This is a genomic window from uncultured Draconibacterium sp. (assembly GCF_913063105.1).
Lineage (GTDB): Bacteria > Bacteroidota > Bacteroidia > Bacteroidales > Prolixibacteraceae > Draconibacterium.
Genome location: NZ_CAJXYQ010000005.1, coordinates 245,339 through 261,708 on the forward strand (window position 1 = coordinate 245,339; position 16,370 = coordinate 261,708).

At 38.2% G+C, this 16,370-nt stretch carries 17 protein-coding genes; 13 read left to right on the forward strand and 4 right to left on the reverse strand.

Features of this window, described 5'->3' with window-relative positions; translation table 11 throughout:
- The first annotated feature begins 50 nt into the window (after window positions 1-50).
- Entirely contained in the window at window positions 51-533 is a 483-nt protein-coding gene (locus tag QZ574_RS07060; protein WP_297088238.1) for a cytidine deaminase, read from the forward strand.
- 171 nt (window positions 534-704) lie between these two features.
- Here QZ574_RS07060 and QZ574_RS07065 read toward each other — a convergent pair whose 3' ends face one another.
- Together QZ574_RS07065 and panB are read right to left on the reverse strand one after the other, a co-directional pair.
- On the reverse strand, window positions 705-1,412 hold the full coding sequence (locus tag QZ574_RS07065) for an RNA pseudouridine synthase (RefSeq protein ID WP_297088240.1): 708 nt from the start codon (window positions 1,410-1,412) through the stop codon (window positions 705-707).
- Window positions 1,413-1,549: 137 nt separating this feature from the next.
- Window positions 1,550-2,365, reverse strand: a complete 816-nt coding sequence (gene panB, locus QZ574_RS07070; RefSeq protein WP_297088242.1) for a 3-methyl-2-oxobutanoate hydroxymethyltransferase — start codon at window positions 2,363-2,365, stop codon at window positions 1,550-1,552.
- 170 nt (window positions 2,366-2,535) lie between these two features.
- Between panB and QZ574_RS07075 the strand changes: the two genes are divergently transcribed.
- From QZ574_RS07075 to QZ574_RS07130, 12 genes are all read left to right on the forward strand, one after another.
- Complete coding sequence (locus tag QZ574_RS07075) at window positions 2,536-3,882, forward strand: hypothetical protein (protein WP_297088244.1); 1,347 nt, start codon at window positions 2,536-2,538, stop codon at window positions 3,880-3,882.
- A gap of 277 nt (window positions 3,883-4,159) precedes the next feature.
- Window positions 4,160-6,079, forward strand: a complete 1,920-nt coding sequence (gene dnaK, locus QZ574_RS07080) for a molecular chaperone DnaK (protein ID WP_297088246.1) — start codon at window positions 4,160-4,162, stop codon at window positions 6,077-6,079.
- 222 nt (window positions 6,080-6,301) lie between these two features.
- Window positions 6,302-6,841 (forward strand): helix-turn-helix domain-containing protein, encoded by a 540-nt coding sequence (locus QZ574_RS07085; RefSeq protein WP_297088248.1) that lies wholly within the window; start codon window positions 6,302-6,304, stop codon window positions 6,839-6,841.
- A gap of 12 nt (window positions 6,842-6,853) precedes the next feature.
- Window positions 6,854-7,303: an Arm DNA-binding domain-containing protein gene (locus tag QZ574_RS07090; RefSeq protein WP_297088250.1), complete on the forward strand. Its 450-nt coding sequence runs from the start codon at window positions 6,854-6,856 to the stop codon at window positions 7,301-7,303.
- Window positions 7,304-7,326: 23 nt separating this feature from the next.
- Window positions 7,327-8,115: a site-specific integrase gene (locus QZ574_RS07095; protein ID WP_297088252.1), complete on the forward strand. Its 789-nt coding sequence runs from the start codon at window positions 7,327-7,329 to the stop codon at window positions 8,113-8,115.
- A 24-nt stretch (window positions 8,116-8,139) separates the two neighbouring features.
- Complete coding sequence (locus QZ574_RS07100; protein WP_297088254.1) at window positions 8,140-8,814, forward strand: hypothetical protein; 675 nt, start codon at window positions 8,140-8,142, stop codon at window positions 8,812-8,814.
- Window positions 8,815-8,928: 114 nt separating this feature from the next.
- Entirely contained in the window at window positions 8,929-9,282 is a 354-nt protein-coding gene (locus QZ574_RS07105; protein ID WP_297088255.1) for a helix-turn-helix domain-containing protein, read from the forward strand.
- Window positions 9,279-9,671 (forward strand): hypothetical protein, encoded by a 393-nt coding sequence (locus tag QZ574_RS07110; protein ID WP_297088257.1) that lies wholly within the window; start codon window positions 9,279-9,281, stop codon window positions 9,669-9,671. The genes QZ574_RS07105 and QZ574_RS07110 overlap by 4 nt, the downstream gene beginning before the upstream one ends.
- A complete protein-coding gene (locus tag QZ574_RS07115; protein ID WP_297088260.1) occupies window positions 9,625-10,350 on the forward strand; it encodes a hypothetical protein in 726 nt (241 codons plus the stop codon). Before QZ574_RS07110 ends, QZ574_RS07115 begins: the two co-directional genes overlap by 47 nt.
- A gap of 120 nt (window positions 10,351-10,470) precedes the next feature.
- On the forward strand, window positions 10,471-10,833 hold the full coding sequence (gene mobC, locus QZ574_RS07120) for a plasmid mobilization relaxosome protein MobC (protein ID WP_297088262.1): 363 nt from the start codon (window positions 10,471-10,473) through the stop codon (window positions 10,831-10,833).
- Window positions 10,823-11,731: a relaxase/mobilization nuclease domain-containing protein gene (locus QZ574_RS07125; protein ID WP_297088264.1), complete on the forward strand. Its 909-nt coding sequence runs from the start codon at window positions 10,823-10,825 to the stop codon at window positions 11,729-11,731. Before mobC ends, QZ574_RS07125 begins: the two co-directional genes overlap by 11 nt.
- A gap of 22 nt (window positions 11,732-11,753) precedes the next feature.
- On the forward strand, window positions 11,754-12,347 hold the full coding sequence (locus QZ574_RS07130) for a hypothetical protein (RefSeq protein WP_297088266.1): 594 nt from the start codon (window positions 11,754-11,756) through the stop codon (window positions 12,345-12,347).
- Window positions 12,348-13,201: 854 nt separating this feature from the next.
- Here the strand turns inward: QZ574_RS07130 and QZ574_RS07135 are convergent.
- A complete protein-coding gene (locus QZ574_RS07135; RefSeq protein ID WP_297088268.1) occupies window positions 13,202-14,299 on the reverse strand; it encodes a hypothetical protein in 1,098 nt (365 codons plus the stop codon).
- A 102-nt stretch (window positions 14,300-14,401) separates the two neighbouring features.
- Window positions 14,402-16,294 carry a right-handed parallel beta-helix repeat-containing protein gene (locus QZ574_RS07140; protein ID WP_297088270.1) on the reverse strand — a complete coding sequence of 631 codons (1,893 nt, stop codon included), beginning with the start codon at window positions 16,292-16,294 and terminating at the stop codon, window positions 14,402-14,404.
- Window positions 16,295-16,370 lie beyond the last annotated feature (76 nt).

Consider the following 16,370-nt stretch of genomic DNA (forward strand, 5'->3'; position numbering starts at 1 on the left):
AAGGATAACCATTTAATATAAAATTGTACATTTGAGAAAAATACCTTTTTATGCGAAGAAAGGAACTGCGAATAATGGTTTGCGAATACGATGCGGTTGTGGAACTGCCCGATGCTGATCAGAAGTTACTGCTGGCAGCCCGCGAGGCTTGCAAAAATGCCTATGCCCCGTATTCAAAATTTCAGGTGGGTGCTGCCCTTTTACTTGAAAATGGTGAAATGATTTTAGGAAGCAACCAGGAAAATGCCGATTTTACCGACGGGCTGTGTGCCGAACGTGTGGCCATGTTTTATGCCAACTCTACTTATCCTGATGTGGCCGTTAAAGCCATTGCCGTAACGGCAAAAAATGCACACGGAATTGTAGAGCACCCGGCGCAACCCTGTGGCTCGTGCAGGCAGGGGTTAGTTGAAACTGAATCGCGGTACAATGCACACATGCGCATAATTCTTGATGGTCGTAAGCGAATCCAGGTTTTTGAAGGCGCCGATAATTTACTGCCATTTGCTTTTAAACCTAAGGATTTGGAATAGAGAGTTTCAAGAAAAAGAAAAAAGGCAAAAGTGTAGAATAACTGTAATTTAGGAGTAATGCGAGTGGGCAGATACAAATTTTTATTTTACCTGAAATAAAGCATTGTAGCATTAAAGCATTAAAATCCCTGAATCATCTCCACAATCACTCATCCCATCAGCCCTCTCAGTTCAAACCTCCACAGGACTAAATTTCCCGGCTTTAAACAGTTTCATAAATTCATCCCAAACCGGGTCTTTTGGAGGATTGGCAACAATGGTTAATGGTGTTTTTCGCACCGGGTGAATCAGCTCAACCTGTCGTGCGTGTAAATGAATCCCTTTGTCTTTATTCGATCGTGGGGCTCCATATTTTAAATCGCCCTTAATGTGCAAATTTAATTGGCGTAGCTGTACCCTGATCTGGTGATGACGGCCGGTATGAATTTCAATTTCCAGAAGGTGATAACGCTCGATACTGGCAACATGGCGGTAGGTAAGGCTGGCAAATTTAGCATCAGAACGAGGCTCGGTGTAGGCATAACTCCGGTTTTTCTCCTGGTCTTTGCGCAGGTAATGCTCCAGCGTGTCGGTGTATTTGGGTGGACGTTTGTCAACCACAGCCCAATACACTTTTCGCATGCCATTTTTGGTTTGAAAAAGCTTATTGAGCCGTGGCAGTACTTTGCTTGTTTTTGCCAGTATCAGAATTCCGCTTGTTGGCCGGTCGAGGCGGTGTGGCAGGCCCAGGTACACGTTTCCCGGTTTGTTGTATTTCACCTTCAGAAACTTTTTTATCTTGTCCATAACCGTTTCGTCGCCGGTTTTATCGCCCTGCACCACATCGCCGCATGCCTTGTTAATTGCAATAATATGGTTGTCTTCGTAAATTACGTCCATTCTCGTTGCTTATTGTCATTTCAATCATCCCGAAACTTCGGGAGAGGAGAAATCTGCTTCTAATTTAAAAATTTAGCTCCGCTGATTTTCAATTCTCCTTTATTCTTCCTTCAAAAAAAATGACAGTAACATAAATCCTAATACTGTTCTTTATCGCTGGGGAAGTCCTGCGATTTCACATCGTTGATATAATTACCAACTGCGCCTTTAATTTCGGCTGCCAGATTATGGTAACGGCGTAAAAAGCGTGGCGAAAATTGTTGTGTAATCCCCAGCATATCATGAATTACCAAAACCTGTCCATCTACACCACCACCGGCACCAATTCCAATTACCGGAATTTTTAGCTCTTGGGCAACACGCTCGCCCAACGAGGCCGGAATTTTCTCCAATACAATGGCGTAACACCCTGCTTCTTCCAGCAATTTGGCATCGTTAATCAGTTTTTCCGCTTCAGCATCCTCTTTGGCACGCACGGTATAGGTTCCGAACTTATGGATGGATTGTGGCATTAGCCCCAGGTGCCCCATAACCGGAATTCCGGCAGATAGAATACGTTTTACCGATTCAATCACTTCCTCGCCCCCCTCCAGTTTTACCGAATCGGCAGCTGTTTCTTTCATAATGCGAATAGCCGAACTCAGGGCTTCGCGCGAGTTACCCTGGTAGGTTCCAAAAGGCAAATCAACAACAACCAGGGCACGGTTTACGGCACGAACCACAGAGGCACCATGGTAAATCATTTCGTTTAAAGTAATGGGCAGCGTGGTTTCATGCCCGGCCATTACGTTCGATGCCGAATCGCCAACCAGAATAACATCAATTCCGGCTTCATCAACCAGTTGGGCCATACTGTAATCGTACGAGGTTAACATCGATATTTTTTCGCCACGCAATTTCATTTCCGATAAACGGTGCGTGGTAACTTTCCGAACTTCGCTATGTACTGACATGTCTGTTATATAATTCTGTTTACACTGCAAAACTAACCAAACCTTTTATTTTGCACAAAAGCAAGCCCTTTTTCGTAACATAGCTTTAGTTGCTTAACTTTTATTAACCGGTTTATGCCCAAAGTTTTCAGTAGGTTTATTTTCTTTGTGGCTAATTTCAACGTCGGAAAATGAGAAAACTAAATAACGTATACCCCGGAATTCTTCTGTTTCTGTTTAGTGTATTGGCTTTTGTTGGGGCCAATGCCCAGGATGATGCCATCAGTAACGAGGTGGTTTCGTTTAAAAAGAGCGAATTAACTACCGGATTTCTATTGGGAATTAGTAAAGAAACCGAAGAATTGTTAAGCGACGAAAGCCGTTTTAACGAAGAACGTACCTTGTTAAATGGAAAGTTTAGGCTGGCAGGTAATTATTGGAACTTGCTGGATTACAAACAAGAACGGTTGAGCGTGAGTTTTGAAACAGGCCCCTTTGGTGGATACGGCGATTGGGTGGACAGTTCGAATGTGGAAAACATTGCTGCCGACCAGGATTTTTACGGACTCCGAACATCCGCCAATATAGATTACCTTTATCGTTACTACTACGATGCAAAAAGTTATACCGTTTTTGATATTAATGCCTGGGGCCGCTACGATGTTTTTAAACAAAACCTCGATGGCTCGAGTACCGAGTTGTTGGGCGTTGTAAGCCCGGTTGATGAAAGTACTACTAAAGATCGTTTCAGGTATGGATTAAGTGCCAAAGCCGGCTGGGGAACCGGGCGTTTAAGTCCAATGAACCACCTGATGACGGCTCATTACCTGCTCGAAAAATATTACCCCGGTCGTTTATTTTCTGATTACGAAATTGCACAATTTGCACAGGTAATAGCCAATATTAAACACCATCGCAATTATAAAGAAGGACATAGTGCTGAAAAGGAAATGGCTGAAGTAGTTGATTTTATTCGAAGCACTTTTGTTCTGGCTTCTCCCGAATCGATGGCAGCCGAATGGCAATACAGCGAGTTTGAGCCGCGGTACCAGGGAAGTCGATTTGAAATTGGGCCACAATTTGAATATTATAACCAGGAACCGGACTTCCTTTACGGAGGGTACATTCAATATGATAATGCCAAATATGTGAATGTAAAATGGAATAGAAATATTTCGGCAGGAATGGTTTACAACCGCTATACAAAAAAGGATATTGAGAATAACGATGGGATATTGAATAATGCCAATGTCAGCCGCGATTGGGCAACAGCCGAAATTAGTTTAGGCTGGAGCTATTATCCTAACCTGCGAACACAATTCGATTTTGGAATGCGATACGTTCCGGGCATTGAGTTGAATAATTTTGATGATGTGGGTAGTCTGAGTCATAACCTTATTCCGTATTTAGGCTATTATTCTCAACTCAGCGAAAAATCGAGAATAAAACTTGATTTTGCATGGCGCATTGCCGATGGTGAGCAGTTTGTGGTGCCGGGACCCGAGTTTTCGCTGTCGATTTACCGCAGTAAGTATTAAGAAAAATAATCTGCCTTACCTTGGCAGTGCCCCTTAACAAGTAAAAGCATTACAACGCTTCTACTAACCAACCCATCTGTTTAATCTAAAATCGGTAGTCTTTATTCAATATTCGTAAATCCACTGTCGTTTTGTCACCACTCCTGACACGATTTTTACCATCATTGAGCAATAGTGTGTCAGATTTTACATTCATACGGCCGATTTTCTCATGGCACAATCATTGATTAATGGCAAGCGTAATTTTTAGAACAATAAAAACTTAAAAAATATAACAATGGGAAAAATTATCGGAATTGACTTAGGAACCACAAACTCTTGTGTTTCTGTAATGGAAGGTAACGAACCTGTAGTTATCCCCAATAGCGAGGGAAAACGTACAACACCTTCAATCGTTGCTTTCGTAGAAAACGGAGAACGAAAAGTTGGCGATCCTGCAAAACGTCAGGCAATCACCAATCCAACAAAAACTATCTTCTCGATTAAACGCTTTATGGGCGAAACTTTTGATCGTGTATCGAAAGAAGTGGCCCGTGTACCATATAAAGTGGTAAAAGGCGACAACAACACACCACGTGTACAAATCGACGACAGAAAATATTCACCTCAGGAAATCTCGGCAATGACACTTCAGAAAATGAAGAAAACAGCTGAAGATTATCTTGGACAAGAAGTGACTGAAGCCGTTATTACAGTTCCTGCCTATTTTAACGATTCGCAGCGTCAGGCAACCAAAGAAGCTGGTGAGATTGCAGGGTTAACTGTTCGTCGTATCATTAACGAACCTACTGCTGCCTCGTTGGCATACGGTTTGGATAAGATGGATCGTGACATGAAAATCGCGGTATTCGACCTTGGTGGTGGTACCTTCGATATTTCTATTTTGGAGCTGGGTGACGGCGTTTTCGAAGTAAAATCTACCGATGGTGATACACACCTTGGTGGTGACGATTTTGACCAGGTAATTATCGACTGGTTGGCCGACGAGTTTAAAAGCGAAGAAGGTATTGACTTGCGCGAAGACCCAATGGCATTGCAACGTTTGAAAGAAGCTGCCGAGAAAGCAAAAATCGAATTGTCGAGCTCGTCGCAAACCGAGATTAACCTGCCTTATATTATGCCGGTTAACGGTATTCCAAAACACCTGGTAAAAACTTTATCGCGTGCGAAATTCGAGCAACTGGCCGATTCGTTAATCAACGCAACTATCGAACCTTGTCGTAAAGCATTACAAAATGCCGGATTATCTGCAAGCGATATTGACGAGGTTATTTTAGTTGGTGGTTCAACTCGTATACCTGCCATCCAGGATAAAGTAAAAGAGTTTTTTGGTAAAGATGCATCAAAAGGAGTAAATCCTGATGAGGTTGTAGCTGTAGGTGCTGCTATTCAGGGTGGTGTTTTAACCGGTGAAGTAAAAGATGTATTGTTACTTGATGTTACACCACTGTCGTTGGGTATTGAAACCATGGGTGGTGTAATGACTAAGTTGATTGAAGCCAATACTACTATTCCTACCAAAAAGTCGGAAACATTTACCACTGCCGCGGATAATCAGCCTTCAGTAGAAATTCATGTTTTGCAGGGTGAGCGTCCAATTGCATCGGGTAACAAAACCATCGGTCGTTTCCACTTAGACGGAATTCCACCATCACCACGTGGTATTCCGCAAATTGAAGTAACTTTCGATATCGATGCCAACGGTATTTTGCATGTTCATGCTAAAGATAAAGCAACAGGTAAATCGCAGTCGATTCGTATCGAAGCTTCTTCTGGACTTTCGGATGAGGAAATTAACCGCATGAAATCGGAAGCTGAAGCAAATGCCGAAGCTGACAAGCAAGCAAAGGAAACTGCTGACAAAATTAACCAGGCTGACAGTTTGATTTTCCAGACCGAGAAGCAACTGAAAGAGTTTGGCGACAAATTGCCGGCAGACAAAAAAGGCCCGATTGAAGATGCATTGAAAAAGCTGAAAGAAGCACACGCTTCAAAAGATTTAGCTGCAATTGATGCAGCGATGAACGAGCTGAACACCGTATTCCAGGCTGCTTCGCAAGAGATGTACAACGCTTCGCAAGCACAAGGTGGCCAGCCAGGTCCTGACGCCGGACAAGCCGGACCTGATGCCGGTGCACAGGGACAGCCAAAAGACGACGGTGAAGTAACCGATGTTGATTTTGAAGAAGTCAAATAGATAGCGATTATTAACAATAATCAATAATTAGTAAAACGCAGTAAGTCTTTGATTTACTGCGTTTTTTATTTGTGAGAAATTATTTTCTAAAATAGTTTCTCATTCTTTTTTGTCATATATTTGTACCATATCTGTGCCGGAACTTAATTGACGGTAAAGTGGAACTTATGAATACTTAAGGTTGTTTGTGGAACTTAAATAGCGTTGAAAATGGTTGTGAATATGATTCAAAAGCAATGCGCGATATGCGAAAAATCGTTTGTGCCTAAGACGGTAAGTTCAATCTATTGTTCTAAAAAGTGTAGTGATACTGCATATCGTGAAAGAAAAAGAGAGCTGAAAAAGGAAGAGCAAAGGAAGGCGATTGCCAGTAGAATACCAGATGACCGTAAATATATTTCTGTTCCAGAAACAGTAATTCTTTTCGGAGTGGCTAAAACTACATTATACAGATATATACGTCAAGGGAGAATCCCCGCAATCAATTTAGGTACTCGACTTTTGAGACTTGACCGTACAGTAATTGAAAAGATGTTTCCGACTCGTGAAGATGTATCTGTAACGAAAGAATTGTCGGAAGTAAAATTATACCGCCTCGAACCTGAAGATTGCTATACAATCGGTGAGATTTCAAAGAAGTTTGGAATATCTGATAGCTCTGTTTATAAGCATATTCGAAAGTTTGCTATTCCAATCAGGCAAATGGGAAAGTATGTATATGCTCCCAAATCAGAAATTGATAATATTTACAGCAGTAACTAATACTAACACCCCATGAAACAATTATCAAAAACTAAAGTAACAGTAAGACTTCGCAAAGCAGATGACCGAAATGAGTGGTACATATACCTGGAGAGTTATCCTGTATTTTTACCGGGTAAAACCAAACCTCAGCGCATTCGTGAGTATTTAAACAGAAGTGTTACCACGGTAACATGGGATAAGAAACGGACTGCCCGAACCAATGCTAGTGGTGGGAAAACATACAAACCAAAACGTGATGATAATGGAGTAATTATATGCAAGAGTGAACTGGATAGAGAAAGCATGTTATATGCCGATGGTGTGCGTAAACTTCGCCAACGTGAATATGACCATGCAGATTTGTATAGTGACACTGAAACTGCCCAGGCTGAACAAAAAGAGCGGTTACAGCATAATTTTGTCGAATATTTTGAAAAGGTAACATTAAACGTCATGGGAATAGTTCCTCGTCCATTATAGTTAATTGGCAGCGCACTAATGAATTGATAAAGCTTTTTGCCGGAGATACCCTTTTATTCTCTCAAATAAATGTTGCATTAGCAGAAAATTTTAGGCTTTACCTTATGTCAGCACCGCAGGGAGGTAATAAAAGTGGAATTATTTCACAAAATACCGCATCAACCTATTTCTCCATTTTGAAAGCAGTACTAAAGCAGGCTTTTATTGATGGCTACTTGCAAAGTGACTTATCTGCCAAGCTTAAGGGGATTCAGGAGAAAGAATCGCGCCGTGAGTATTTGACGGTGGAAGAATTAAATAAACTTGTAGCAACGCCTTGTGAACGTGATGTCCTAAAACGTGCAGCACTTTTTTCTGCGCTTACTGGATTGAGGCATATCGATATTCAAAAGCTAAAATGGAGCGAAATCAGTATTGAGGGCAATCAGGCAAAGCTGCATTTTACCCAGCAAAAAACAAAGGGTGTAGAATATATGCCCATTTCGGAACAAGCTTTGCAGTTATGCGGAGAACCAGGCGGACCAGAACAATTGGTATTCGAAGATTTGCCCAATCCATCATGGATTTCGCGACCGCTAAAACAGTGGATTGAGGCAGCAGGTATTAAAAAGAAAATTACCTTTCATTGCTTTCGTCATACATTTGCTACCTTGCAACTATCAAGCGGTACTGATATTTATACCGTTAGCAAGATGCTTGGGCATACTGATGTGAAAACAACACAGATTTATGCTAAAGTGGTGGACGAAAAGAAAAATAAAGCGGCACAAGCCATAAAAATTGATAAGATACAGAAACCAGATAAAAAGTAGTCAGAACTTGATATTCAATAAAAAATGAACTCCAAATATCTTGAACATATCGTAGTTTATTCAGCTGTTATCGTTGGATGCTTATTGCTGGGCATTCTTGCGAGAATGTTTGTAATCAATATGGGAGCAGATGATTTTACCGCTGGCATAGTATTCTGGATAGTTGTTTTATTGGACATTTTAGTTTATGGTATTCTTGCGCTCTTAATCGATGGTCTCTACTCAGCAACTGTTCGTTGGTTTTTTCCGAAGAAGAAGAGCTTAAAGCAGTCAAATGAGAAATCAGAAAATTCTGAGGAATTTGAAAAGATAAGGACAGAATGGAATCATTTGAAAGATAAAGCGGAGCGGGATAATAAAGATATTGCCGTTAAGTACACACAAGAAGAATTTGCTCCATATTGTTCAAATGAAAGTTTGGATTTACTTTGTCAGTACGTTATTTCTTATTCTGAGAAGAAGCCTTTAAAGAATATAAAACCAATAACGATTAAAGGATTATCGAATCTGGATTTGTATCATTTTGGATGGAATATCTGGAACCATTTCAAAGTAAGTAAACAGATTGAGGTTGCCGCATTTCTTAAAAAGGTATTCCCGGAATTTCTAAATGATGTGGAAACAGAAACCATCAAACGACATCTAAAAGATGATGAGTTGAAGGGTGTTATTAAGATTCGGAAAAACCTTTCGATGTAGCAATAATCATAATTTCACAAAATTCTCTGTGTTTTTAAAGTGTTTTCTCAGTGTTGCAAAAACACGGCTGAAACACCTGTTTTATTTGCATCATAACGATTAAAATCAATAGTTATGAATGTAAATGAAATATCTTTTGAAAACCTGCCAAAAGCAGTTGCCCATTTGGTAAGTGAAGTGGAGGAGTTGAAACTTCTTGTTGAAAAAGGTCAAACACCTGTTCTCCCTCAGAAACGTGTTCCGATTGGTATTGAAGAGGCTTGCCGGATTATTGGAAAAGCCAAACCTACCGTGTATGCACTCGTTCGAAAGCGCATGCTTCCCTGTTATAAAAATGGTAAAAAACTCTACTTTTTTGAAGAAGAATTACTGGAGTGGATTACCAGCGGTAGAAAGAAAACTCTGCAAGAAATTGAAAACGAAGCAATGGCAGAATTCCAAAAACGACCCAAAGGTTATCGAAAATGAACCTGTTTGAATTATTAGCCAATTTTTGGAGAGTGGATGAACAGAAGAACTTTACCGGAAACGAAACTCGATTGTATTTTTTCCTGATTCATTTAGCAAATCGCTCGTTTTGGCCCGACTGGATTGAATTTGCGGACAAAAGAATGGTTGCTAATGCCAATATTTCGCTACAAGTTTTAAAATCTGCCAGGGAAAGATTGAGAGATGCGGAACTGTTAAACTATGTTCCAGGGGGTGGTTATAGGGTTAAAACTAAGTATCAGATTCTGACACCTAAACCCAAACTTAGACTCTCACCTTACAATAATAGTATTAAAGACAAAAACACAAGGATTAATTCCAATGGAAAAAAGAAAGGATTTGTACACACGGGAAGCGATTTTGATTAAATCAGATTTGGTTGAGGCATTGCAAAATGATGCGAATGAAATTGTTGCTATTGAAAAGGGAAAGAATCGGCAACGTCATTTGCTTTTACCATTCTCATATTCTGACTTTAAAAACTTGTTAATCAAATTTGGAACAGCCTGTTTATACAAACGCTGCCAAAACAAGAATTTTGTTATCGATGAAAATAACGAACCAGTTATAAAACAACTTTTTTACTATGTGACCCATAATCCTACTTTTTCAGGCGAATTGAGCAAAGGGATTTTGTTGCAGGGAAAGTATGGGTGTGGAAAAACAATTCTACTTGAAACCTACTCAATGCTTCATAATCACGTTGTGAAAAAATTCTTCTTGAATCATTCTCTGCTATTATTTATCAAATCTGTTGAATTGCAGGAGCAAATTCGAAAACAATCTGTTAAGTACTTTGTAAAACGGCCTATGATTATTGATGAATTTGGACGAGAATCAAAAACGATTCAGGATTACGGAAATGTTATTCGTCCAATATCCGAACTATTGAGTTTAAGAAGTGATGTGGGAACCTTAACTCATGGGACTTCAAATTTTACTTTGAATACACTTTCGAGTGAAGAATTTTATGGAAGAATGATTGGCGACCGTCTGAGAATGATGTTCAACTTCATCACTTTGCCTGGTGAAAGCAGAAGGAACTAGAAGTTATACCATCCCTTGATTTTTTAGGGGAGCAAGTTTGTGTTTTGGTCTGACCAAAACCTTGCTCTGCGAGGCAAAAACATCCCGTTGGTCTCAATAGCTGATAAATGTGAAATACAAATGAAAACGATAAAAAACAGAAATAAGAATGGCCGGCCAGTCAAAGGACTTTCCGAAAAGAAGGCATATAAAGTAACCGTAAAAATGGCAACAGAAGAATTTTATACGCTGAAAGCCAAAGCAAAATTAGCAGGAATTAATCGTTGCGAATTTATACGTCGGTGTATTTCTTCCGGTGTGGTACAGCAACGACTTACACCCGAATTGATGCAGCACATTCGTCAGCTTTGCGGTATGGCAAACAATGTAAATCAGATTGCTCGCACAGCCAATGCAGCCGGTTATTTTGATGTACACCTACGATGCCTTGAAATGAATGAACGCTTGGCTAAGGTGATTAAGCGTATTGAAAATGATTGCTAAAATAGTTCAGGGCGGTGGTTTTGCAGGAGCAGTTGGTTATGTTATGGAAAAAAAGGATGCCCGATTACTTACCGGAGAGGGAGTGATGTTAAATGATAAAGAATCAATCATCAAAAATTTTATTACTCAAAGCAAAATGAAGCCTAATGTTTCGAAGCCGGTGGCGCATATCTCACTTAATTTTTCTGCACAAGACAAAAACTGTTTGACGGATAAGTTCATGGTTGACCTTGCACAAGATTACCTGGGGAAAATGGGTTATGACAATACTCAATATATTGTTGTTCGTCATTTCGATACGAAGCATCCGCATATGCACCTGATAATAAATCGTATTGATAATAACGGAATCCGAATTTCGGATAAAAATGAAAAGTTGCGTAGCACTAAAGTTTGTAAAGAGCTAACGAAAAAATATGGATTGTATCTGGCAAAAGGCAAAGAAAAGGTAAAAGAACATCGATTGCGCGGGCCGGATAAAACAAAATACGAGATATATAGTATTCTTAAAGACACTATTCCTAATTCCAGAAACTGGCGTGAGCTAATCGTACAATTGCATCGACAAGGCGTAAAAGTCGATTTTAAGTATAAAGGAAAAACAAAGGAGATTCAGGGAGTGAAATTTTCTAAAAACAACTTCGTCTTTAACGGTTCGAAGGTGGACAGGCAATTCAGTTTTTCTAAAATTAATTATCAGCTAAAGAATAACAATTACCAATCTATTAGTAAAACAGAACAAGCATTCTGGCAATCAAACGAAACCCAATCGGCACAAAATATTCTTGGTGGTTGGTTGGCTAATACGCACTCTCAATACAATGAAGACTTTAGAGAACAGGAACGAGAGAAATATAGAAGGCGAAAGCGCAAAAAAGGGAAAGGATACAGAATTTAGTTAACCTAAAAAGCAATTTATTATGAGTAACAATTCGATAATCAGTGTGTTGTTTGAGGAGATAAAAAGTAGAATAACCTCAATAGAAAACAAAATTGATAAAATTAGTAATGCCAATAGTGCTGAAAAAACGGAAACAACTTTACCAGAAATAACACGCGAAGTAGATTATTCCCGTATTGAACAAATAATTCAACAAATCACACCGGAAATTGATTCTTCAATAAAAGAGCCAAAGCCACAACGGCATTATCATACCCTGGATTTTAAGTCGACCAAAGTATTTATCATTCTGGTTGTTATGTCGCTGTTGTTAAATGGCTCTTTGTTTTATAATATTCATCAATATCGAGAATATAAACGTCTGAGTGAGAGTGATATTAAATACCGATATATAAAAACCTCAAATGGCACAACCCCGGGAGGAATTTATAAACTTGAAAACCTTTTTCATTACAACCGTGATAAGAAAAAAATCAAAGAAATTCGCCTATATGTAGAGGATTACGAGCGCAAAGTAAAACAACGTGCCGAGGATTTAGAACGTGCCCGATTAAAAGAAGCCCAAGCCGAGAAACTTAGACAAGAGGCAGAGGCATTAAAAGGCAATAAGTAGTGCAATTCCCTAATTTTTCTCAAAAAACATAGTCTTATTGACGAAAGAGTAATAATTACAATGTTTTCGTCATTAATGGGACTGACTAATCCCAAATCATAAACAAAGGTGTTCAATTTAACCCAAACAAGCCTGCGGTTGCAAAAGACTTCGGCATATACGCCGCAAATAAATGAGCAAGAGAGTTTTTGATATAATTATTTCATTTGCATAAATACGCCTTTCTCATTCTTCCAAAGGCAAATTCATTGCAAACCAGCGGTAAAAACACTTGCCCATCAATTTGCCTCCATCGCACAACTTCCATTTATTCCGATTCCTTTTGCAATTTGGATTAAATTGATTTTTGAGTGTTTACGATTTGGGATGAGGGCAGTTGTTGTGCTAAATTGCTGTTTTTGAGTGCGGCAGATTCGCGATATTGAAATTATTGATATCGAAGCAACTTATACTTTGGTAGGAAGTATAAGCTACATTAAAAATGTTTCATTCATTGACATCATAATTCGTATAAATATTCGCTAATTGATTAATGGTACATTCATTGATATTAAAGCAAGAGTTCTTTTTAAGGAAAGGAAATAAACTTTGTATAACACGTGTCGTATTTGCAAAACACATGGTGAAGTACTTTACTCCAGAAGGTATTGTTACTTTTAATAACACTCTAATCTCAGCTGGATTAGTTCCTTGAAGTTCTGCTTTTTTATAAAATTAGTTTTTCCTCTATATGACTTTGTCTTTGTGATTTCACTTTAGTATTATTTCAACCAGCTCTTTATGGTTAAGTTGCGAATTACTGATTTCTGCTGCTAGGTAGTCAAAACTACCGATTTTCTTCACGAAAAATTACTTTAAGGACTTTCCATTAAAGCACTTTTTTTGCTAAGCCGTTTCTGTACTTTTTTATCGTGGCATTTGGCATGTACCAAGTATTCATATATTTTATTTGAGATATATGGATTGTCGTGGTCGAGAAGTTTCGATAACTCCAAGCAAACCTTTGTTGAGCTAACTTCATGTTTTTTAAACATTTCAAGAATAAGTTTAAACAAGGCGCCATTCAAAAATTCAAGATTAGTAGCAAAGAATGTAATTGTTGATTCTGAAAGGCTGGATGAATTAATCAATCGTTGAACTATCATTCTTTGTTTAGCAGAATTGCTTTTTTGAAAAGTATTTAATAAACGATGCTCAGTACTATTTTGTTTTAATGCTTTGTTCGGAATGGATTTCAGTGCTGCATCTACCAAAACAATGTCATCACAGTCTATGATTTTAAAGATTATTTTTAGACTTGACTCATCTATACTCTCAAATAATTGCATCTGTTGCAATGTCCATAGAATATCTTCAGGGACTTCACTTTCAAGCAATGAATTAGCTATTTTCGTATTTAAAAGTTCTTTAGATTTTTCTTCAGCACGCTCTTTTGTGGTTCCATTAGATATATGCCAAAGTGTGAACGTGGTATAAACTGCACCATTTACAATACTCTTAATTATATCTGGATTGGTTGCCTGTGTTACTGCATCAACTTTGTCTTCTAAAGAGTCCTTTTGAGGAATCAGCTTGTCGTAAGTGAGGTTAGCTAATGGTGACCAAGGATCTGATAAAATTTTAAATAACTGAAAATATTCTTCTTCTGTAAACTCTTTGTGTTCTGTTTTGCTGAAAAAATCTCCTTTTTGGAGTTTAAAACCATGAAACCTGCCTGAAAAGTTCCAATACATTGTAGTCCGTATAGGAAGGCATTCCCCTTCAATGCATACTCCGGTAGAAATGTTTCGATGAAAGGATAATGGAAGACCGTCTTTAGAATAATTTACCCAAAGTGTGTCGTCTGGAATTGTATCGTTGAAATCGGTAATAAAGTAACCAATAGAATCAGTTTCGAGATTTATTGATGGAATACCAAACTGAGTTATATCCTTTTCCTCCGTTTTTTCCATAAACTGTGAAAATAAAATAAGTAATATGAAAATATGAAATCCCTTCATTTCTGTGATTGACTATATTAAATTTCGCATTGGTATTTAAATATTACCTTTCATTTATTTCGTTGGTCCATTCTTTATGTATGGAACAGAAGTAAGTCCGCAACGATTAATAATTTCTTTTACTTCTGAAGGTTCATCTCCTCGACTGAATAAAGTTGTCCCTTCAATACTCGAATTCACCCATCCTTCGGATAATTTCGCTAAAGTTGTTGTATAATTATTGGTTGCCTGAATTGGTCCCTTAACTTGTCCTGGAAAGCTTTGAGCAGCAGTCCAAAGGGGAGCGTTATCTATTACGTTATTATTTAATATCCAATTGGAAGAATAACCATCAAAATAGAAAGCACCATAATTTAACCACAAATCTTTAACATAGTTTTCTTCAATTATGTTTATTCCAAAAACCGGGTTAGTGGTATAAATGCCACCAGCATCATATGTAAAAGTAGCAAGCCCCGAAATTTTATTGTTTATTATTGTAAAGTTTCTGTTTTGTTCAGGTACCGGATCAGCTTCACTTGATCCCCATCCCCATCCTAGGCTTATCCCGGTGTAAGGAACATTGTGAATTTCATTGTTTTTTACAATAAGCCCATCAATATAAAAACACAAAATACCAACACCTCCTCGGTAATCTTTTGCAATATTTTCAATGTAGTTATTGTAAACCACAATGTTTTTAGGAATCATTTTATCGTTGTTGGGTTTGTTTGCATCGTTACCAACTTCAATTGCACTACCCGAAATATCTTTAAAGTAATTCGACGATACAAAGATATTTTCACCTCCGTAATTAAATGCGAGACCTGTTCCTCCCAGATTTATGAATTTACAATCTTTCACTACAATGTTATTTCCATTGTGCACTGATAAAGCTGCAGGAATTCTTTCTTTTTGTTGATTGTGTCGGTATTGTGCATCATATACATCAAGATTTGTTTGAGGTATTAAGGTATTAGCCTGAACATCTACAAATCCAAAATCATTTGGTCTTGTATAATTACAATACTTAAAAGTTAATCCCTGAAACTGAAGGTTTGTTATTGGCTTAGAAAAATCGATTCCATCGCCACCATTTAGAAAAAATGCCTTTTCTATGTTAGGGATGATAACTTCTGCTTTTGCCAGGTTTTCATGTGGTAAGGGCCAATAATATAGCCACCCTGATTTATCATTATAGTACCATTCGCCTGCCTTATCTAAAAATTCATAGGCATTTTCAATCCAATACTCTTCTCTTATGTATTTTCGAACACCTTGTGGCCCCTTGGTTAAAGCTTCCCATTCTGTAGCATTGATTACAGCACGTGTATAGGAATCTGTATTATACGTTTTTGAAATTCGAAGTCTTTTATGCATCCACTTACATGAAGCAACAAGTTCTATTTTATCAACCCAATCGGAAAGGTTATCCAGTAAACCTTTCTCTATGTTAAATCCATCGTGTTGAAGCTCAGAATAAAATTTTTTAGTAGACCCTAAATTTGGTGTGCGAGCTCGCGTTTTACATATGTCATTAATGTACAGTTGACGAAAAACCTTTCCTGCTCCAATTTTGATTTTTTTTATGTGCCCGGAATCCTTCTTCCATTTCCCATTTATTATTTCTCCACTGGAAATAATTGGGCTTTCTGACTTGTAATTCTTGTACGTTATTAAGCAATTGTTGGTGCCTGAGTCTGAAGAGGAAAATTCTAACGTTGAGTTAAGAGTATGCACTCCTCCTCGTAAGTAAATAATGATATTACCATTAAGAGTTCCATTGCTTAATATGCCCGCTACTTCTTTCTTTGCTTTATCAATGGTTTTAAATGCTTTTGTAATGCTTGTTCCAGAATTTGAATCTAATCCATTTTCAGGATCAACATAGAACTGAGTCTGCTGTGCATTGACACTGAGGAAAGTAAGCAGGTTTAAAAGAAGAAGATAAAAAAACTTTCGCTTCATCAAATCTAATTATTTAATTATTTGTAATCCTGATCACGGTTAGAAAACTTTCATTTATGTTAACGGTGAATCAAAA